Genomic DNA, 19,458 nt, shown 5'->3' with positions numbered 1-19,458 from the left:
AAGTTCATACAAATTGTAGTTTTTGACATATTTGTATAAATACCCCTTAGGGGTTAATTAACAGGGGTTCTTGTTTTAGATCAATAAATTCCGACGGCTTTGATCACATATTGTGCGCGTCGCACAAACTCGATAGAACAAATATAGGCGATAGATTGAACAAGTGGTGAGACAGTGTTAAAAAGTGTGAAAAACTCCGTTACGAGAACCATTGCCAAAGCCATGGGTCTTATCCTTGCACTCTCGGTAGCGACAACGAGTTTTGCCATCATCACTTTGGCTTCCAGTCTGAATGATGCTGAGGCAGTCAACGTCGCAGGATCGATGCGTATGCAGAGCTATCGACTTGCTCATGATATACAGTCTGAATCTGTCGATTATGAAGCGCACATTACCATGTTTGAACGTTCTGTTTATGCGCCGTCGATGAAGGCGCTGCAAGGCTGGACGGTACCTGACGACATTACCCACGATTACTACCGCCTGATAGTGCGTTGGCACGAACTCAAGCAGGTGTTAAAGAGTCATGATAGGGATCGTTATTTGATCCTCGTTGCTGGATTTGTAAATCAAATCGATGCCTTTGTGTTCAAATTACAAAACTTCTCTGAGCAGAAACTGATCAAGCTCGCATGGGTTGGGGGATTAGGTCTTGGTGGGATTCTTATCGTCGGCATCTTTGTGGTTCATTACACTCGACGTGAAATCGTAAGGCCTTTAAACGCATTGGTTTATGCCAGTGAACAAATTCAATCGCGTTCATTTGATGTTGAGCTCAATGTTTCGAGCGACAATGAGATGGGAATCTTAACCCGTACTTTCAACAATATGACCGCGGAGCTCGGTAAGTTGTATCGAGGGCTTGAAAAAGCGGTAAACGAGAAAACACAAAAGCTTCAGCATGCCAACAACTCACTGAAAGTATTATATAAATCATCTCAGGAACTCACTGCTTCGAGGATTGGTCAGGATAACTTTGAAGCCATCTTAGCTCACATTGCGAGCTTAGAAGGCATCGCGGCGGTTAAATTGGAAATCACTGCTGAGGGTGAACGCCCACTGATACTGACACAAGGTGACGAATGTGCCGGATGCGACTCGAATTGCCAGAGCCAACCATTGTCATTGGATGGCGTGGAATTAGGGACGCTTTATTGGAAAGTATCATTGCCGTGTCCGGACCAAGCTCTGATCGATAACTTTGTCCAAATACTCTCGCGAGCAGTTTATTACAATCAGGCGCAAAGACAGGCTGAGCAACTGCTTCTGATGGAAGAGCGTGCGACGATTGCCCGAGAGTTACATGACTCATTAGCGCAGTCGTTATCGTACCTCAAGATTCAAGTCTCTTTGCTTAAAAGAGGAATTGCTAAACTGCCGGATAGCAAAGAGCTTGATAAAACGACACCAATTCTTGCTGAACTTGATACCGGGTTATCGGCGGCTTACACCCAGCTAAGAGAACTTTTGACGACCTTTAGATTAACGATCAAAGAGGGCAGTTTTGGAAACGCACTGAGTGAAATGACGTCTCAGTTGGCAGAGCAGACTGATGCAGAAATCAGTTTAAATAACGAATTATCATCCATTGAACTAGATGCAAATCAACAAGTACATCTACTTCAATTGATAAGAGAAGCAACCATAAATGCTATAAAGCACGCAAATGCACAACACATTTGTATTCAATGTCATGAAACCGATACACACGTCCTAGTTTCGGTCAGTGATGATGGTGTAGGCTTTGATCAATCAATTGAAAAGCTCAACCATTACGGATTAAGCATTATGAAAGAGCGCGCGTCTCGATTAAGTGGAAATCTTGTCGTTAACAGTCGTGCCAATAAAGGTTGTGAAGTACTATTAGAGTATCCCAAGATTAAGGAAACAAACATTGACCGAATGTAGAGTATTACTAGTGGATGATCATCCACTGATGAGACGTGGTATTCAGCAGCTCTTGAGCTTTGAAGACGATTTTGATGTGGTAGCGGAAGCAAGCAATGGCGCTGATGCCGTTGCCAAAAACCATGAGCATAAACCTGATCTCGTGTTACTCGACCTCAATATGAAGGGGATGTCTGGACTTGATACGCTTGGAGCACTTCGTGCAGATGGTTGCGATGCAGCCATTGTTATCCTAACAGTATCAGACAGCCCGGCTGATATCGAAGCGATCGTCAAAGCAGGTGCTGACGGCTATCTACTTAAAGATACGGAACCTGACGAGCTGGTCGAGCTACTGCGTTCATCGTTACGCGGTAACAAAGCATACAGCCGAGAAGTAGCCAAATATCTGAGCGAACGTGAGAACAGCACGGACGTCTTTGATGAACTGACAGATCGTGAGTTGCAAATCTTAAAAGAAGTTGCAAAAGGCTTTCGTAACAAACAGATTGCAGACACACTTTTTATCTCTGAATCGACGGTGAAAGTGCACATGAAGAGCCTACTTAAGAAACTCAAGGTTCCGTCTCGCACAGCAGCAACCGTGTTATACCTAGAACGATACGGTGACAATAAGTAACGGTCGCGAATAACAACAAAAAGGGCGCTAAATAGCGCCCTTTTTAGTGCCTAGTCGGCGGATTACGCGTTCATTGGTACCAGTACCATCGTACCAATGATGACCGTTGCCAAACCACACAGTACAGGAACCGAAGTACGTTTCACGACTTCGAATGGACTGATGTTTGCCATACCTGAAGTCGCCACGATAACACCTGATACTGGCGAAATAGTACGACCTAAGTTAGATGCTTGTAGCATCGGGATAATTAGGAACGCTGGGTTAAGGCCCATTTTAGCGGCTAATGAAGGAGCAAGCTCTACGAATGCGTAGAAAGGCGCATTACCTGAACCCGTCGCAATGGCCGCGGCAACGGTTAGACCAGTCAAGATCAGCATCAATGCAACACCACCAGCGCCCGCTGTTTCCGCTAAGTGCAGTAGATTATCAATTGCGCCGACAGACATAAGACCTTGAGCAAACACACCTGCTGCGACCAATAGCATCACAACACCTTTAAATGCGTCAGCCATACCTTGGTAACAAGACTCTAGGTCTTCAAGGGTTTTTTGTCCGTCAAAACGCTTAACAACATAATCAACCAAAGCGCCGATGAAAATGGAAAGTACCACAATGGTGTAGATATCTAGTTTGAGTCCTGGGATAGTACGACCGTTAAACAGGAACACGCCAATAATCGGTAAGAATGGTAATACGGCATAAAACGCTGGCGCGTTTACTTCAATCTCAGAAACGTCGACTCGCTCCATTGGAGAGTTTTGCTTTTGATCGAGGTATTTGTTCCAAAAGAAAGCGGCTACTGCCATTACGATGATCGCACAGATTGAGACAGGAAGTACGGTTTGGACGGCGAATACATCCAAATCTAATCCTGACTTCTCAGCTGCAATGACCACATCTCCAGATGTTGGTGAAAGAATGATCGCAGCAGGGGACGCACAAACAGCAACCGCAGCTGGACGAGAAATGCCCATCGCCGTCATCATCGGGAACAGTGTTGCCATCAATAGAACACCAAGACCGGTTGCAGAACTCACGGCTAATGACATGAGACATGCGACAATATAGGCCGCGACGAGCAGTACATATGGAGACTTAATGACAGAGAGTGGTTTTGAAAACTGTTTTACTACAACATTGTTAGCACCAATATGGGTCATATAAGCGGCAAAGCCACACAACAGCATGATCTGCATACCTAAACCGCCACCACGGTACTGAAGCATGTATTTGACGTACTCTAGTGCGTCAGTGACCATGTTCCCTGTTGATGTAACCTTTGCAGGCAATACGGTGTGGCCGATAATCCCCGTAACAATCAACAGAAAAACACCGGCAGTGAGTAGGACACCAGCGGGTTTGTAGCCTTTGACAATGAAATAGCCAACGGTGATCGTCACAACGAGGCCAATCAAGAGTTCCAGCATAGAAATCTCCTCAAGATATGAAAAATATAAAGAAACTGTTTCAAACTATGTCAAAGAATGTACAGAATTCTATCTTGTGGCACGAGGGCAATTTGCCGTTCTAATGATCTGGAACAATAATTCGATAAAGCTTTTTCAATTAGAGATATGTTTTGTGTGTATGTGGTTTCTTGGATGTTAAAATTACAGCCAATGATTGATGAAGCATATACAAAATAGGGAAGAGGTATTGATCTCAGAGAGAGTTTTAGGACAACTTATTTAAATCGCCGTTTGTCACATTTTGCTTACTCAATGCCTCAAAGTCGTGTGTTGCGAGCTGATGGATAACTTCTAGCGGTGCCGGCATTGCGAGAAAATACCCTTGGAACATATCGATCTCTAACTGACGCATTGCATCAAGCTGCTCTTGGGTCTCAATTCCCTCAATTACCGTTTTTGCATTGAGTTTTTTTGCAAGCTTAATGCTAGACAGCAAGCCGTTCTTATCGCCGTCCATGTACGATAGCATCAAAGTGCGATCAATTTTTATTATTCCGGGTCTTAACGCCTCAACCCGCTTTTGGTTTGAGGCATTGATACCATAGTCATCTACGGCGATTGTGAAATTGTTCTCAGCAAGTTTGCCCATCGCTCGGCGCAGGTTCTCTTCACTCGATGCAACGAGTTCAATAACTTCCATGACAATTTGCGAGCTACTTAACTCAAGTGCTCTGAGACGTTGATTCAGTAAGCAAGAATCAATGCTTTCGATGGCGAGATATTCCCCGGCAGACGGGAGGACATTAAGGAAGAGTTGGAGATGACGGTATTTTGAACGCGCAAAGTTTCGGATGTGGATAACTCGACTCAAACGCTCTACGTTGATCTTGTCATCAAAGTCAGTTTGGTCAGAATGGAAAAAGAGATCAGGGCGGACGCAACCATGACCTTCACGTTGAATCCTTACCAAAGCTTCAACACCGATAACTTTATCTTGGTGGTCGAAAATCGGTTGGAACACACTATTGAGTTTTAGGTCTTTATAAGTACCGACGTACTGCGAATTTTCATTGATGGAAAGGCAATCCACAAATTGCTGCTTAGTGGACAGAATCATACCTACAATAGACCTCGATAATCGACAAAGTTAACCACAATGGGGTGTTCTCAACGTTGCGACATAATATTGACACGGCCGTAAATCTGTCAATCAAACTTTGGACTAAAGGCTCGAATTTTGAAGGCATATCCAACTATTGGCTAATTAATCGTTTGCTAGCAAACAGATTAACTGAATGTTTTGTCATTAGTGGCTAAATGGCAACCATGGTTTGATGGGTTTTTGTCCACACTGTAGGGGGCAATTAACGGTCGATGCTATCGCTCGTCAAAAAAGTCTTTATTGCGAATATATTTGGACATCAAATGATAGGTAAAAGGGCGTATTACCCAAGAAATGATCGATAGCACAAGCCGATGTAATGTCGGTGTATTTTCGTGAATTTTTCCATTGTAGAGCCAGAGCAACTTACCCACATGACAGTAGGCTAGCGGGATAGGGGGTAAGAAAGTGACAACATCGAGATCGCAGCAAATACGATAGGTTTTATGAGAGAGTAAATAGTGACGGGTAAAAGAACCACCACCTATCGCTGGCTGGCCAAATGTCACTACTCGTTTGATACTGTGTGGATGCATTCTCTCGACACAATCAGCCATAACACAAGCCAGTGCTCCTCCTGATGAGTGCCCCGTAAAAGTCACCCGTTTACCTTGTTCAATCAGTGGGGAGAGTACGTCGATCAGTTTATCTATAACTGTGGTTCCCAAATGGTCGCTGTTTTTGTTCGGATGGCTCTCTTGATTGAGCAAATAGAAGTAACCAGCATGAATTGCGTAGGGGAAAAGGGTATGGTTATGAGCCGATCTTTTCCAAATCGCGAGATTGAGTAACCAGTCATAGGGATTGTGAGACCCTTTAATGACAACGATGACTTCTTCGTGCTGCTCATTCCACAGTACACGAATCATTGGCTGACCAAAGCGATTGTGGATAACCCTTTGTCCTCTTGGCGAAAAACCAAATTGAGTTTGCCTAATGGCAGGGCGATAGGCGAGATTACATAAAATAGCGTATCGTTCGTACTGGTAGCGTTTAAGAGCTTTCACTTCAACCTCTTTATCTCGACAAAGAGGGGGTAGTATTGGTGGGCAACGTGACCTTACGATGACATGACGGTGTTTAACTAAGTTGTATGACTGAATAGAGCTGAATATATTTACGTACCAGCTGTTTATCCGTAGCGCGCTTTAATGGATGGGTAAACTTTACGAAATAAGGGCTGAGGCTAAAATGCTGTTCTAGTGATTGAGCCAGTAGAGATTCGCTTTCATACAGAGTGATCCCCTGAACACGGTATTCATCTATCTCGTCTGGTAATTGACCTGTCCACCAATGCAGTAACTCTCGACTCTGTTTGCTACGAGTTATCCAGTGGTCAGTAAGCAATAATAATAGATCGTTCGGTTGGACGGCGTATCCATACTCTTCTTGCCAATGGGCTATGGTTTTAAACAGCTTCTTACGACATGAAGGCCCAGCGCTAACAAGGTGCGAAGTCAAAATCCACACCGTGCCTAATTCTGAGCTGACACGATAGTGATGAGGAAGATCACTGTTGTTTACCGTATCGAGAGACTTATAGTCGTAGTCATGACCAAACTCATTCAGCGTGCGTGAAAGACGACGCGCAAAGGCTAAGCCCAAATGATGCTCGTTCATCCCCTTGTTGTGAATTGTTGGGTAGTGCTTTTCGCATAACGCCATACAGTCAGCCTGAAATTCGTTGACGCTCTGTACTAATACATCCAATAACAAGATCAATCTCTCCATAATAAGCACTAAGCGCAACTAGACTAACATGCTGCGATAAAGTTTCGTTACACTTAATCGGTTAAAACTTGAGGAGCTTTAGGGGTTTATGTCTAAGATTGAATTTACATCACAACAAAAACAGGCGATGGCGCAGCGGCTGCAGAACTACTTAGAAGACGAACTCGATATTGAAATCGGACAGTTCGATAGTGAGTTTCTGCTTGAGTTTATTACCAAGAATTTTGGTGGAGCTTTTTACAACAAAGGCCTATCTGATGCACAAGCGATAATGGAAAGAAGAATGTTAGATATTGGCGATGAAATCTATCAGGCCGAGCAAATGAGTGACTATTAAGTTCCTTCAAATTTTTTGAACGACTTCATCAACACCAATGGATGTCGCGAAAGTAAAGAATAGTAAATAATCTGTTGCAAGAAAGACGGGAAATGTAGGCTAAAGACTACAAAAGTAACGCTAAGGTATAGGGCTGTTGAATGAAATCAGACGTAAAAAATTACAACCCAGTAGCAAGAGCAATCCATTGGTTGTCAGCGATTGTGGTTATCGCCATGTTCGGTGTCGGACTGTGGATGGTCGATCTATCGTATTACAGTCAGTGGTATAAGACCGCACCACACTGGCACAAATCAGTTGGATTATTGCTAGCAGGGTTAACCATCTTTAGATTTATTTGGAAATTAGTGACGCCGTCACCACGACCAGAAGGTAGTGCGCTAGAAATCATTGGCGCTAAGTTGGCTCATATGGCGATGTACGTTCTTTTTATCGTGCTGTTTGTCTCCGGATATTTGATTTCGACGGAAGATGGTCGGGCGATTGACGTTTTCAACTGGTTTAGTGTACCGGCGCTTGGCGCTCTGTTTGAAAATCAGGCAGATATCTCTGGTCAGATTCATTTCTACACGGCTTGGGCACTCATTATTCTTGCTGCTGTTCATGCAATTGCAGCTTTAAAACACCACTTTATTAATAAAGACAATACGCTACGTAAGATGATAGGAGCTTCACAATGAAAAAAACAATTTTTGCTACAGGACTGGCTATGGTTATGGCATTGCCTTTAGGTGCCAGCGCAGCGGATTACATGATTGATACCAAAGGTGCACACGCTTCAGTTAACTTTAAAGTAAGCCACCTAGGTTACAGTTTTATCAAAGGTCGTTTTAACAAGTTCGATGGTGAGTTTTCTTATGATCCTGCTAACGTAGCCGCATCAAAAGTAATGGTAAATGTTGATACGACAAGTTTAGACTCGAACCATGCAGAGCGTGATAAGCATATTCGCAGTTCAGACTTTATTGACGCTTCTAAGTACTCTACAGCAACCTTTACCAGTACTAGTGTTGTTGATAAAGGCGACGGCAAACTGGCTGTAAATGGTGAACTGAATCTTCACGGTGTGACTAAGCCAATTACAATTGATGCTGAGTTCATTGGTGCAGGTCAAGATCCTTGGGGAAGTGAGCGTGCGGGCTTCTACGGCACAACGCGTCTTGAGCTTGCAGATTTCAACATCGCAGTCATGGGTACATCTAGTTATGTAGACATGGAACTGCACGTTGAAGGCGTTAAGAAATAACGTCACAAGCGGAAGCGACAAAAAAGCCCCTTAGCATGAGCTAAGGGGCTTTTTTTGGTCAAGCGACTTATTTCCCGACCAAAACTTCTAGCCAACGTGTTGTTATTCTCTCTATTACGCTGTTTCTAGGTGGCGTTGTTCAACGATGCTCACTCGCTCACCGTAAATTGGGCGCAGTGCGGCAAGCACAGTTTCTCGAGAGACCACACCGACCAATTTGCCTTGTTCAAGAACAGGTAGTACATGTGGTTGGTTTACTTTCATCGATTTCGCACGCTCTTCTAAAGAGAGGGTGGTGAAGCGAGTTGCCATTCCCATGCTCGTTGTTGGGTAAAGCTGTTCTTTGTCGATACAAAGGAATTCAGCGATATCAACCAGTTTGTCTTTGCTGTCGATAGCGATAACTTCGCGTGACATTAAATCGACCACTTTTTGATCGCTCGTCGGAATGTAATCCTGACACCATAGGTCAACCATCACATCATGTGCAGAGAAGAAACCAACTAAACGACCTTCGATATCACAAACGGGTGCACTGGCAAGATGGTTGTCTAAAAGAGTGTCGATCGCTGTTGGAGTTGGCATGTCTGCGCGTAGTACTACTGGCGCGCTATTCATAATGTCTTTAGCCGTTAGGTTGTTGTTCATAGTTAGTTCCTTAACCGTATTTAACTGAGTTGTTGTAATGGCCGATACATTGGCTGCTTTTAGCTGTGGTCTGCGATAAATTCCCCAGTTCGCAAGTCCCACCAAAACTGCTCCTCCAACAATGTTTCCAAGCGTCACTGGAATCAGGTTGGCGAAGACAAATTGCTTAACGTTTAGGTCTGCATAGTGTGTCGCTGATACGCCGACTTGCTGCCAAAAACTATCGGGAGCAAAGTTCTGGATAACGATACCCAGTGGCACCATAAACATGTTGGCAACGCAGTGCTCAAAGCCGCTTGAGACGAACATAGCAACGGGCATAATTGTCATTGCTGCCTTTGTCATTGCGTTTGCACTACTAAACGTTAACCATATTGCGAGACAAACCAATAAGTTACATAACACACCTAATGCGAATGCCTGGATGGTGGTGTGGTGTAGTTTATGCTGAGCGATATTGAGCGCATTCAATCCCCACTGACCTTGATCCAATTGATACATGCCAGCTGCACTGACGATGATCAACAGCAGCATTGCACCAATAAAGTTACCGAAGTAGACCTTTCCCCAGATAGAGATCATCTTGGTAAAGCTAATCTGTTTATTGGCCCAAGAGATGCTTGATAACACCGAACTGGTAAACAGTTCTCCACCACATATGACGATGAGAATGAGCCCCATACTGAAGGCCAAGCCTCCTGCTAATCGGCTTAATCCCCAACCACTGTCAGCACTGCCTGTTGTCACTGTTATGTAAAACAGAAATGCCAGACCGATAAACGCGCCAGCCATAATCGCTAGGCTTAACGTCATGCCGCTGCTCTTTTTGGCTTTACTTAACGCAAATTTTTCAGCTTCTGCCATCATTTCGATGGGCGAAAAGTACTGATTATTGACTTGAGTTGATGACATAACCGCTCCTCAACGTGTACTGCATAAATCTCCTCCTGTGTGTATGCAGCGTGTAACTCACCACTGCCCAACCAGATTAGGGTGAGGAGCACTAGAGGTAAAATTGATAATTTTTAAAAACCACATCAAAAATATTGATATGGCGTGGAAGGAGCGTAAAATGAAACGGTTTGCGTATATGTCGGGTCAATCTGACATTTGATCGTAGTAATGTGTGTAGAAAACACCCTCAATAGCAAAGGATTGGATCGCTATGCGATATTCATTAAAACAGCTTGCAGTATTTGATTCAGTTGCCGATACCGGCAGTGTCAGTTTGGCTGCGGATAAACTCGCATTAACTCAGTCTGCGACAAGCATGTCTTTGGCTCAATTGGAGAAGATGCTCGGCCGTCCGCTCTTTGAACGCCAAGGAAAGCAGATGGCTCTGACTCATTGGGGAATGTGGCTTCGCCCAAAAGCAAAACGCCTCTTGCAAGATGCACAACAGATTGAAATGGGCTTCTACGAACAGCATTTGCTTAGTGGCCACGTTAAGCTTGGTGCAAGCCAAACGCCAGCAGAACATTTGGTGCCTGACCTTATCAGTATTATTGATAACTCTTTTCCTGAAATGCGTATTTCACTTAACGTCAAAAGCACCGACAGTGTTATCGAGGGCGTACTCGACTACAAATATGACCTTGGTATTATCGAAGGACGTTGTGATGACTGCCGCTTGCATCAGGAGGTTTGGTGTCGGGATCATCTAACGGTGGTTGCTGCTGCTCATCATCCTTTCGCACGCCATGAAACTGTAAGCTTGGCGCAGCTTGAGCAAGCTCGTTGGGTATTGCGAGAGCACGGCAGCGGGACACGAATGATTTTTGACAGTTCGATACACCATTTGATTCAAGATCTCGATGTGTGGCGCGAATACGAACACGTTCCAGTGCTTCGCAGTATGGTTGAAAATGGACAATATCTTACTTGTTTACCCTATCTTGATGTTGAGCGATTCATTGAAAGTGGTCAGCTTGTCGCTCTGAATGTTCCAGAACTTAGTATGGAGCGGACTCTCTCTTTTATATGGCGCGCAGATATGATTGAAAACCCGCTTGTCGAGTGCATTAAGCGAGAAGGTGCGCGAATGATGAAAGGCAAGCCGTCAGTGTTGTAGTCAAAGGCAATGAAGCTTATTAACTAAAACTGTTGAAATATCGATTACGTCACAAGTTTGATGATTTGGAATGCAATTTCATTATTGATTGTGTGATCTATGTTGTGTGTTGTCGCCGTAAAATTGCCTAGTATGCTTACTTGAACTTTTGATGTGTGGTTAAGCACACCGAGCGAGGCGTAATGAGCACTCTAGTCGCAATTTCACTTACAACAGGCATTTTATCCGGACTTTGGGGGTGGGTAGCTATCTCTCTAGGGCTGCTTTCTTGGGCGGGCTTCTTGGGGTGTACTAGCTATTTTGCGTCGCCAAACGATGGACTAAAAGGGTTATCAGTTAGTTTGATAACTAATATGAGTGGCGTTTTTTGGGCGATGGTGATCATTTACGCATCTCAATTCGCTTCACTAGAAATCCTTGGCTACGTGATAACAGCCCTTGTTGCATTTGTTATGTGTGTGCAAGCGAAACAAGCTTGGCTAGGTTATATCCCTGGCACCTTTATTGGCTCATGCGCAACATTTGCAGCCGATGGTAACTGGAAGCTAGTGATTCCTTCTCTGATTTTAGGTGGCATTTTTGGTTACCTAATGAAAGCGAGCGGTATGTGGCTTTATCAGAAGTCGAACCAATCTCAGGCTAATGGCCGTTTACAAGCGCGTCCTTAGCTTTAGATAACCATCCTGACTGCTATACCGAAGCTGTTCAGGACACCCCCGATTGATTTGTATCAGTATTTTTTGATACGCGGCATCTAGTTATAGATGCCGCTTTTTTATGTGTTGCCATTTGCCATTGTGACGACACGTTTCAATGTCCAGCGCAATAAGATTGGAATGCATTCGTTGCCTTTGGTTTCGCAATGGGAAACGATGGCGAGCGCGAGATCCGGTTTTGCGTATTTTTTCAGCACTCGTGTGACAACCTTTTTGGCGGGAATAGGGTGCTCAAGTGGAATCTTGACCATATTTTTAAAAAATGGCTCGAATCCATTGTTATACAAGAAGTGTTCTATATCTCGATCCGGTAGTTCGGTTAGTCTGTGTCGCTCTTGGTCATGACCCAACTGAGCTTTAACGGTCGCAGCATACTTTTTACCGGCGGCATCACCATCTGTTACAACATGCCAGTCAATTCCAAAAGCTTTGGCGACTTTGATTAATGACTTTAGCCCTGACTGAGCAAACTCGATGATTTGCACCCCTTCCGCAGCGAGGTTGTAACCGCACTGGTTAGCCAACTCGTTAAATAGCCATACCTCAGTTTCGCCCTCAACCAATAGCCAACACCGAGCAAACAGCGCACCTGAGCGATGGAAGCGAATATGGAATCCAATGCGTCGCAAATCGTCGCGGCCAAATCCTTGCTCAGATAAGTAAGTGGTAATCGTACGATCCGACTGTCTAACTAAGCGCCTAATGCTGGATAATGGAACCTGACCAAGTAACTCCCCACTATTCGTGGTTAATATTTTTTGCATAGGTAAAAGTTGTAGCAACCCCCATGCGCGCGCGAGGTGAGTAGGGTGCAAACGGCCTTCTGGATCTTCAATGATCAAAAGTGGACGAGCGCAACGTCTTAGTGTCGTTGGGCCTTTCGCTTGAAGATAAGCATTTAACAGCCCCATAAACAGCAAGCGAGTCTGTTTGTCTTTTGTTTCCTCAACCACCTGAGAAATACTTTTGGTACCTTGAGGCGCATTAAAGAAAATACCATCACGCTGTTTGCGTAGATTTTTGCGAGAATTGGATTTAAAAGAAAAGTAGTGTTCGACTAAGGCATTCATAGAATTAAGGCTACTACGCATTTCACCTTTGTTGACGTGGCCGGGAATCGCCATTAAACGGCGGCAAGTATTGTCTATCCGTTTCTCTACACGGGAACTGACGCTGTTGCCGTTGTGAATAGGGCGTTCAAAACGACGTGAATCCTTGAGTCGAATAACCGGATGGAGACTCATCAGTTCTTGTGCCAGCTTTTCGGAGTGATGCAACGGCAATGGATTTCCTTCGAGATCGAGAAAACTGTACTTAGTCTCGATATCATACGCCACACGTGATGCACTCAATCGATAGATAATTCGATTAACGCCTTGTTCGTCCTCAACCCAAACGGGTTTGATCTTACGATAGCGACCTGCGTGAATTTCATTTTTGTCAGTAGAAACCAGACTTAGTACGATTTGCAGATGCTGAGTCTGGGGATGGGCGATGGAATAATCGACGTGGAAGTCTGTCATTTCGAAACTATACGGTGTGCCCTCTGGTGGGAGTGAAACAGAAAGCGCGTCTAGGAGTGATGATTTACCCCAAGTATTTTCACCAATTAGGGTGGTGAGTTCATCGAATGCGATTGAAAGACGTTTGATTCCACGAAACCCGGAAATCTCAATTCGCTCTAGCTTCATAGAGTGACCTCAATGACTGTTGTTATGATAAGCATAATAGAAAAATGCTGACACAGCAGACATTTAGGTCACAAAGTCTTAACCTAACATCAATCTTCGACTCGGTTTTTAACTATGACCGTCATCATACATTCAGATGTATATGAAATATCATTCTCAAAATAAATGTGAAATATAATGAATCTGTCATGTTGGATAAGGTAGGATGTAGCGGAAAAGAGAGAAAAGATATGACAGATAAAAAAAATAAAACAACACGGCTGCGGCTAGCCCACATCAACGATACACATTCCTATTTTGAACCTACATCCCTTCAGCTATCTATCAATGTCGATGGACACGCCTTAGCACCCTATGTTAGTGCTGGAGGCTTTGCGCGTATTGCCACGCGAGTAAAACAGTTGCGTCAAGAGGCACAATCTCAAGACCAAGAATTTGTTTTTCTTCATGCGGGAGATTGCTTCCAAGGGACCTTGTACTTCTCTTTGTTTAAAGGAGAAGCAAATGCCACCATGCTTAATGGCTTAGATATTGATGCGATGGCGTTAGGCAATCATGAATTAGACATGGGCAATGAACCAGTCGCTCAGTTTGCAACTCAGATTAATTTCCCGCTGCTTGCTGGCAACTGGGATCTAAGTAACGAATCCCAGAATAAGACACATAGACTGTCAATCAATCCGAAGGTGGTGAGCTATAACGCCGTCACTCATAGCGCTGGTTGGATAGAGAAACCGCTTGGTGACGATAAAATTGCTATCTTTTCTTTAGCGCTCGACAAGATGGCCGATATCTCAAATCCAGACTGGGACACGCCCTTTATTAACGCAATCGAAACAGCAAAAAATACGGTAGCAGAGATGCACCACGCGGGCATCAACAAGATTATCTTGCTCAGTCATATGGGATACGAAGCCGATTTAGATCTCGCCAACCACGTCGATGGAATCAGTGTGATTGTTGGCGGACATAGTCATCGCTTGCAGGGTGATTTTAGTGATTTAGGTTTAACTAAAGATGATGAGTATGGCGTAAAAGTCAATCAAACCTACGTAGTGCAAGCGGGCTATCATGCTTTGAGCCTTGGTCATTGCGATTTGGAGTTTACGGCCAATGGTGAACTGATCTCATTCAACGGTCAAAATGAGCTACTACTTGGTCGACGACTGTTTATTGATGCAAGCATGAGCGAAACTCATGACGACACACCATATCAACAAGCACGCGAGTTTATTAACTCACATCCAAATGTTGTTGTGTGTAAAAAAGATCCTGCACTCCAGACAGTGTTGCAAGAGAAGTATCGGAATCAGGTGGTGGCTTTACAAGGTAAGATCATTGCGACAGCCGATAGAAAATTGCGTCACATCCGCGTTCCAGATGAACAAGGTCCGAGTCAACTCGCCCCTTTAGTGGCACACTCATTCCATTACAAGATGACTCAGATGGGGTATGAAGTAGATTTTGCGCTCCATAATGCCGGAGGAGTGAGGAACTCACTTAACGCAGGAAACGTATCCGTAGCGGATGTGGCAGGTAAGCTGCTGCCATTTGCCGTACCGATCGGTATCTACAAAATTAAAGGTCAATACTTGCCGCTCATTTTAGAAGGGGCAATTAATAACGCGCTAAACAACGGCGTTGAAGGGACAGGGGATGGCTCGTTTCCTTACACACATAATCTACGCTTTACTTACCTGTCTGATGAGGAAATGGGTAGCCGTATACAGGATTTAATGATTTTAGATTCGAGTGGCAACTGGCAACCCGTTGACCACCAGCGTATATATCACGGCTCTTCATCGGCATATACGATGAAAGGAAAAGAAGGTTACGACGCGATTTTGAACATGGAAGATGAAGGTGTTGTAACCTCAGTCTCCATGGCCGACTGCTTCATCCAGCTGCTGGAAGATAAGCCGCAAACACTCAATCGTCGACAACCCGATATCAGTTCTATTCAATGGCACAAAGGTTGCTAGTTACTCCTTGGGTTCATGCTATGTATCAATAATACTCAAGGGGGTATTATGTGGAGTAAAGATTGGATAGACGTTGCAGTGGTCATTAGCTGGATTAGCGTATGGTCTGCATTAGTCTACTTTATTCCTGTGGGTGGAGTTTAACCGTCACAACGAACACCGCAGGACACCAAACAAAAGGAGCAAATATATTTGCTCCTTTTTGAATTTAGCTATGGACGAATGCCTCATTGAGGCATAGAATTCGCCTTGTTTGGGGAGTAGTCGCCTCTGGTTTACTTATCGTCATCTCGTTAGATTCTATCTTTCCGGTAAGTATAAGTAATTCTGATGGATTCCATCGGGATTATTTCGACGAGACCAACGTAATCAAATGGCACTTAACACAAAAAGTTAGGTGAATTGTTTGCTTGCGGTTGGGATCGTTACATTTCATGACTCTGTTGATCCCTCCGCATTTGGAGGACACATGACCCCTATTACTTACATCTGCTTCGGCATTCTGACCCTTTCACTGGTTGCCCTTGATATCTGGCAAACTCGTGGTGGGAAAATTACCATCAAAAAAGCCGCAATCTGGAGTATATTCTGGTTTGCATTCGCTTTTCTTTTTGCTGCGTCCATCTACTTGTTCTGGGATCTCTATGCGCCTAGCAGTCTATATACGCCGGAAAAAGCAACCGTCTCATTTATCACCGGTTACTTGTTAGAGAAGTCTCTGAGTGTTGATAATCTGTTTGTATTTGCAATCATATTCCATCAATACATGGTCCCTGAGCATCTCCGTCCACGTGCGCTTCTGTGGGGTGTGATTGGTGCGTTAATCTTACGTGCAATTATGATCGCAGTAGGGGCTCAATTGCTCGCTCAATATCACTGGATACTGTATGTATTTGCTCTATTCTTGATTTGGACGGGTATCCAATTGGCGCGTGATAAAGGCGATGAGGAAATCAACCCATTACCAGAGCGTATTATTCGCAAATTCGTCCCAGTAAGTGACCAGTTTGCTGGTAACGCTTTGACTGTTGTAGAGCAGGGCAAGCGCATTGCAACGCCGATGTTTATCGTTATTGCGGTTATCGCTTTTATGGATGTTATGTTTGCTCTCGATTCCATCCCAGCCATCTTCGCTGTCACGCAAGAGCCTTTCCTCGTATTGGCCGCAAACGTATTTGCACTACTTGGTTTACGCTCGCTTTACTTTGTATTGCAAGGCATGATGGATAAGTTTATCTATCTCAAGCCTGCACTATCATTCATCATGGTGTTTATCGGCATTAAGATGATGTTAGTGGGTTCTGCATGGGAAATACCAACAGCGGTCTCGTTGTGCGTATTGTTGGTTACGATGACGATAGCTGTGGTGGCTTCGATCATGAAACAGAGAAATGATCCAGAACAAGTCATTGCAACTACCAATAAATAAACTAATTGGTTTTCGAGTGACGTCCCGTTTTGAAATGCGAAATATTGTAAAATATTTGTGATATCAAAACGGGATATATCACCATTGTTGACTAAGCATTCATCAAAAATGTTGTTTTTCGGATTTTTATTTACTTAATCTGGATTAAGTAAAACGCAAGGTGTTAAAGAGTTGTTTTATTAGAAAATCTAATGTGAATATCCAAAAATTGTCATTTTTTGCTCGAAAAAATATTGCCTATCATTAGCGCAACAAAACGAATTAAGCAGTTTATAGAGAGGCAATCATGGCACAAGCAATGCAAATGGGTACTATCGAAGCACCTATCTCTATGGATAAAAAAACCTACTCGGTTTCTTTCAAAGGATTGATTGCACACTTACTAGATATTCTATTTGCAGATAACAGCGAACCAAGTGCGCAGTACGCGACTGATTTGTCTGGTCATATGCAAAAAGATATCGGTCTATATCGCTAATAGAAATATTAGAAGAAATGCCAGCCATGTTGCTGGCATTTTTTTATCCGTACATAGAAATAAAAAAAGCGTTCATTTGAACGCTTTTTTCGTACTTGGGGGAATTACTTCTTACGGCAGTATTCCGCGATAACGTACATTGATTGGCCGCCGTTCGCTTTACCAGAAACAAGCTTAGGATCATCGCCAATGCTGATGCCACGGATAACCGTGCCTTGCTTGATGACTTGGTTAGTGCCTTTAACTGGCAGGTCTTTGATAACTGTTACGTCGTCACCTTTTTTAAGCTCAACGCCGTTACAATCAAGAGGTTTGTCATCAGCCGACATACCCGTCATTGCCCAGTTCATTTGATCTTCTTCCATGTACATCATGTCTAGCGCGTCTTGCGCCCAGCTTTCTGAGTTCAAACGAGTTAGTTGACGCCAAGCCGTTACCTGAACAGCTGGTACCTGGCTCCACATGCTGTCGTTTAGACAACGCCAGTGGTTAATGTCTTTTGGCTCATCGATTTCACCCAGACATTTGTCACAGACCATGATGCCGTAATCTACTGTCACGTGGCTGTGCGGTGGAACAGCGTATGCCGTTAATGGTGCATCAGCAGCACATAGTTCACATTTAGATTGGCAGCGTTCTAGCATAGTAGCTTCAGAAGACATAATGGACTCACATATATTAGGTGTTAATAACGCGGCTATTATGCACTTTATCCGTCGAAATGAAAGGGCTATTGGAAATAGCAAAGGTTTTCCCGCTATAAAATTGCCAAATGCTGACTTTTGTAATCAATCAAGTAACAAAATGCATCGTGTCAATAGCTTACGCAGTGTGACAATGTCACATTGTTAGCATTTTCTTTACCTCTATAGTCTCAATAGGCATAATCAAGCGCGTCTTTATTTCAAATTAATAGGTCACGGACGTTGGAATTACTATCCATTGATTTCTTAGGCAAGCCCCTTCGTCTTGAAGGTTCTATGGCTGGCTGGCAACAATTGTTTTGGAACAATCAGCTTGTCTCTCAGCTCGATGCGGATTCTGAACGTGGAAGCGATACGGAGCATATGTTTACACTAATGAATGGTGAACAAACGCTTGAATGCCGCTTGAATGCAACCTTGGTGTGGCAACCATTCACTTTGGAATACCAAGCCAGTGCAAATGGGGAAGTTATCGCTAAGGGCACTCGCGACACCAAGGACATAGAGCAACAAGTCCCGCATACGCCACCGCCGCAAGAAAGACGCTTTAGCCTTATAGGATTAGTCTCGCTAGGCATGAAAGCGCTCAAGAGTGCCAAGTTGATTAAGGTTGTGCTTGCCTCCGCTAGCCTTGCAGCTTACTCCTGGTTGTTCTCTTTTCAATTTGCTCTCGCTTTGATTGCTTGCCTGGTTTTTCATGAGTATGGGCATGTTAAAGCGATGAAATACTTCGGTATGAAAACCAAAGGTATCTATCTAGTGCCATTTCTCGGTGGTTTGGCACTGAGTGACGAGAAAATAAATACGCGTTGGCAGGATGTCGTTATCTCGATAATGGGCCCCATGTTTGGGTTGATTTTGTCTGTCGTACTGTTAGTGATTTATTTGATCACAGGCGAAATGTTCTTTGCGGGTCTAGCGGTGTTCAATGCATTCCTAAATCTATTTAACTTGTTGCCGATTTTGCCTCTCGATGGCGGGCATGTGTTAAAAAGCATCAGCTTTTCGATGAACAGCGTTGCGGGAATTGTTTTATGTACCGCGGCTGCCGCTGGTGGAGTGGTACTAAGTTACTCACTTGGTCTAACGCTATTCGGTTTTTTACTCATCATGGGGATGTTAGAGATCGTATTTGAATGGCGTGGTCGTCATCATAGTCACTTATTACCGCTCGATCGTTATGGTCAGATTGTATCCGCAGTTTGGTATGTCGGGTTAGTGGCGAGTTTGATTGGAATTATTTGGTTCTTTGCTTCAACGGGTGACCAACTGCTTCAACTACCGTTACTCATTCTTGGTACTTAGTTGAGAAAAGGGAGCCAAT

General features: G+C 43.9%; 18 protein-coding genes. 11 read left to right on the top strand and 7 right to left on the bottom strand.

Translation table 11 applies throughout. The features are described 5' to 3' along the window. Positions 1-174 precede the first annotated feature (174 nt). On the top strand, positions 175-1,908 hold the full coding sequence (gene narQ, locus ACQEXP_RS07500) for a nitrate/nitrite two-component system sensor histidine kinase NarQ (protein WP_426969159.1): 1,734 nt from the start codon (positions 175-177) through the stop codon (positions 1,906-1,908). Continuing rightward, positions 1,895-2,527: a response regulator gene (locus ACQEXP_RS07495; RefSeq protein WP_269374801.1), complete on the top strand. Its 633-nt coding sequence runs from the start codon at positions 1,895-1,897 to the stop codon at positions 2,525-2,527. Before narQ ends, ACQEXP_RS07495 begins: the two co-directional genes overlap by 14 nt. A gap of 62 nt (positions 2,528-2,589) precedes the next feature. On the opposite strand, the gene dcuC is transcribed toward ACQEXP_RS07495, so the two are convergent. From dcuC to ACQEXP_RS07475, 4 genes are all read right to left on the bottom strand, one after another. Then, on the bottom strand, positions 2,590-3,957 hold the full coding sequence (gene dcuC / locus ACQEXP_RS07490) for an anaerobic C4-dicarboxylate transporter DcuC (protein WP_426969157.1): 1,368 nt from the start codon (positions 3,955-3,957) through the stop codon (positions 2,590-2,592). A gap of 247 nt (positions 3,958-4,204) precedes the next feature. Next, positions 4,205-5,056 carry an EAL domain-containing protein gene (locus ACQEXP_RS07485; RefSeq protein ID WP_426969156.1) on the bottom strand — a complete coding sequence of 284 codons (852 nt, stop codon included), beginning with the start codon at positions 5,054-5,056 and terminating at the stop codon, positions 4,205-4,207. Positions 5,057-5,316: 260 nt separating this feature from the next. Beyond that, positions 5,317-6,108 (bottom strand): lipase family protein, encoded by a 792-nt coding sequence (locus tag ACQEXP_RS07480; RefSeq protein ID WP_426969154.1) that lies wholly within the window; start codon positions 6,106-6,108, stop codon positions 5,317-5,319. Positions 6,109-6,181: 73 nt separating this feature from the next. Continuing rightward, positions 6,182-6,817: a hypothetical protein gene (locus ACQEXP_RS07475; RefSeq protein ID WP_269375431.1), complete on the bottom strand. Its 636-nt coding sequence runs from the start codon at positions 6,815-6,817 to the stop codon at positions 6,182-6,184. A gap of 103 nt (positions 6,818-6,920) precedes the next feature. Here ACQEXP_RS07475 and ACQEXP_RS07470 point away from each other — a divergent pair, with 103 nt between their 5' ends. From ACQEXP_RS07470 to ACQEXP_RS07460, 3 genes are all read left to right on the top strand, one after another. Then, positions 6,921-7,169, top strand: a complete 249-nt coding sequence (locus tag ACQEXP_RS07470) for a DUF2164 domain-containing protein (protein ID WP_426969152.1) — start codon at positions 6,921-6,923, stop codon at positions 7,167-7,169. Between the two features lie 140 nt (positions 7,170-7,309). Beyond that, a complete protein-coding gene (locus ACQEXP_RS07465) occupies positions 7,310-7,849 on the top strand; it encodes a cytochrome b (RefSeq protein WP_426969150.1) in 540 nt (179 codons plus the stop codon). Then, on the top strand, positions 7,846-8,415 hold the full coding sequence (locus tag ACQEXP_RS07460) for a YceI family protein (protein WP_426969148.1): 570 nt from the start codon (positions 7,846-7,848) through the stop codon (positions 8,413-8,415). The genes ACQEXP_RS07465 and ACQEXP_RS07460 overlap by 4 nt, the downstream gene beginning before the upstream one ends. Positions 8,416-8,529: 114 nt before the next feature. Here ACQEXP_RS07460 and focA read toward each other — a convergent pair whose 3' ends face one another. Further along, entirely contained in the window at positions 8,530-9,975 is a 1,446-nt protein-coding gene (focA, locus tag ACQEXP_RS07455; protein ID WP_426969146.1) for a formate transporter FocA, read from the bottom strand. Positions 9,976-10,228: 253 nt separating this feature from the next. Here focA and ACQEXP_RS07450 point away from each other — a divergent pair, with 253 nt between their 5' ends. Together ACQEXP_RS07450 and ACQEXP_RS07445 are read left to right on the top strand one after the other, a co-directional pair. Then, on the top strand, positions 10,229-11,134 hold the full coding sequence (locus tag ACQEXP_RS07450; protein WP_426969144.1) for a LysR substrate-binding domain-containing protein: 906 nt from the start codon (positions 10,229-10,231) through the stop codon (positions 11,132-11,134). Between the two features lie 182 nt (positions 11,135-11,316). Beyond that, positions 11,317-11,802, top strand: coding sequence for a DUF1097 domain-containing protein (locus tag ACQEXP_RS07445; protein ID WP_269374790.1), 486 nt, complete (start codon positions 11,317-11,319; stop codon positions 11,800-11,802). Positions 11,803-11,909: 107 nt separating this feature from the next. Here ACQEXP_RS07445 and ACQEXP_RS07440 read toward each other — a convergent pair whose 3' ends face one another. Beyond that, on the bottom strand, positions 11,910-13,541 hold the full coding sequence (locus tag ACQEXP_RS07440; RefSeq protein WP_269374789.1) for an ATP-dependent endonuclease: 1,632 nt from the start codon (positions 13,539-13,541) through the stop codon (positions 11,910-11,912). Positions 13,542-13,771: 230 nt separating this feature from the next. Between ACQEXP_RS07440 and ACQEXP_RS07435 the strand changes: the two genes are divergently transcribed. The 3 genes from ACQEXP_RS07435 to ACQEXP_RS07425 all read left to right on the top strand — a co-directional run bounded on the left by ACQEXP_RS07435 (position 13,772) and on the right by ACQEXP_RS07425 (position 17,430). Beyond that, the gene (locus ACQEXP_RS07435; RefSeq protein WP_426969142.1) at positions 13,772-15,523 is read left to right on the top strand and encodes a bifunctional metallophosphatase/5'-nucleotidase; all 1,752 of its coding nucleotides are present in this window, start codon (positions 13,772-13,774) and stop codon (positions 15,521-15,523) included. A 469-nt stretch (positions 15,524-15,992) separates the two neighbouring features. After that, entirely contained in the window at positions 15,993-16,952 is a 960-nt protein-coding gene (locus tag ACQEXP_RS07430; RefSeq protein WP_426969140.1) for a TerC/Alx family metal homeostasis membrane protein, read from the top strand. A 286-nt stretch (positions 16,953-17,238) separates the two neighbouring features. Then, complete coding sequence (locus ACQEXP_RS07425; protein ID WP_426969138.1) at positions 17,239-17,430, top strand: hypothetical protein; 192 nt, start codon at positions 17,239-17,241, stop codon at positions 17,428-17,430. 104 nt (positions 17,431-17,534) lie between these two features. On the opposite strand, the gene ACQEXP_RS07420 is transcribed toward ACQEXP_RS07425, so the two are convergent. Then, the gene (locus ACQEXP_RS07420) at positions 17,535-18,092 is read right to left on the bottom strand and encodes a PhnA domain-containing protein (RefSeq protein WP_138973568.1); all 558 of its coding nucleotides are present in this window, start codon (positions 18,090-18,092) and stop codon (positions 17,535-17,537) included. Positions 18,093-18,356: 264 nt separating this feature from the next. Here ACQEXP_RS07420 and ACQEXP_RS07415 point away from each other — a divergent pair, with 264 nt between their 5' ends. Next, entirely contained in the window at positions 18,357-19,439 is a 1,083-nt protein-coding gene (locus ACQEXP_RS07415; RefSeq protein ID WP_426969136.1) for a site-2 protease family protein, read from the top strand. Positions 19,440-19,458 lie beyond the last annotated feature (19 nt).

The organism is Vibrio sp. TRT 1302 (genome assembly GCF_050113875.1).
In the GTDB taxonomy this organism is placed as follows: domain Bacteria; phylum Pseudomonadota; class Gammaproteobacteria; order Enterobacterales; family Vibrionaceae; genus Vibrio.
This window is presented reverse-complemented; position numbering and strand designations above follow the sequence as displayed.

Excerpts from the sequence above, each read along its gene's own strand:
- ACQEXP_RS07440 (WP_269374789.1), bottom strand. The coding sequence starts at position 13,541 with ATGAAGCTAGAGCGAATTGAGATTTCCGGGTTTCGTGGAATCAAACGT.
- ACQEXP_RS07485 (WP_426969156.1), bottom strand. The coding sequence starts at position 5,056 with ATGATTCTGTCCACTAAGCAGCAATTTGTGGATTGCCTTTCCATCAAT.
- ACQEXP_RS07450 (WP_426969144.1), top strand. The coding sequence starts at position 10,229 with ATGCGATATTCATTAAAACAGCTTGCAGTATTTGATTCAGTTGCCGAT.
- ACQEXP_RS07465 (WP_426969150.1), top strand. The coding sequence starts at position 7,310 with ATGAAATCAGACGTAAAAAATTACAACCCAGTAGCAAGAGCAATCCAT.
- dcuC (WP_426969157.1), bottom strand. The coding sequence starts at position 3,957 with ATGCTGGAACTCTTGATTGGCCTCGTTGTGACGATCACCGTTGGCTAT.
- ACQEXP_RS07460 (WP_426969148.1), top strand. The coding sequence starts at position 7,846 with ATGAAAAAAACAATTTTTGCTACAGGACTGGCTATGGTTATGGCATTG.
- ACQEXP_RS07420 (WP_138973568.1), bottom strand. The coding sequence starts at position 18,092 with ATGTCTTCTGAAGCTACTATGCTAGAACGCTGCCAATCTAAATGTGAA.
- ACQEXP_RS07435 (WP_426969142.1), top strand. The coding sequence starts at position 13,772 with ATGACAGATAAAAAAAATAAAACAACACGGCTGCGGCTAGCCCACATC.
- ACQEXP_RS07445 (WP_269374790.1), top strand. The coding sequence starts at position 11,317 with ATGAGCACTCTAGTCGCAATTTCACTTACAACAGGCATTTTATCCGGA.
- ACQEXP_RS07430 (WP_426969140.1), top strand. The coding sequence starts at position 15,993 with ATGACCCCTATTACTTACATCTGCTTCGGCATTCTGACCCTTTCACTG.
- ACQEXP_RS07425 (WP_426969138.1), top strand. The coding sequence starts at position 17,239 with ATGGCACAAGCAATGCAAATGGGTACTATCGAAGCACCTATCTCTATG.
- ACQEXP_RS07470 (WP_426969152.1), top strand. The coding sequence starts at position 6,921 with ATGTCTAAGATTGAATTTACATCACAACAAAAACAGGCGATGGCGCAG.
- focA (WP_426969146.1), bottom strand. The coding sequence starts at position 9,975 with ATGTCATCAACTCAAGTCAATAATCAGTACTTTTCGCCCATCGAAATG.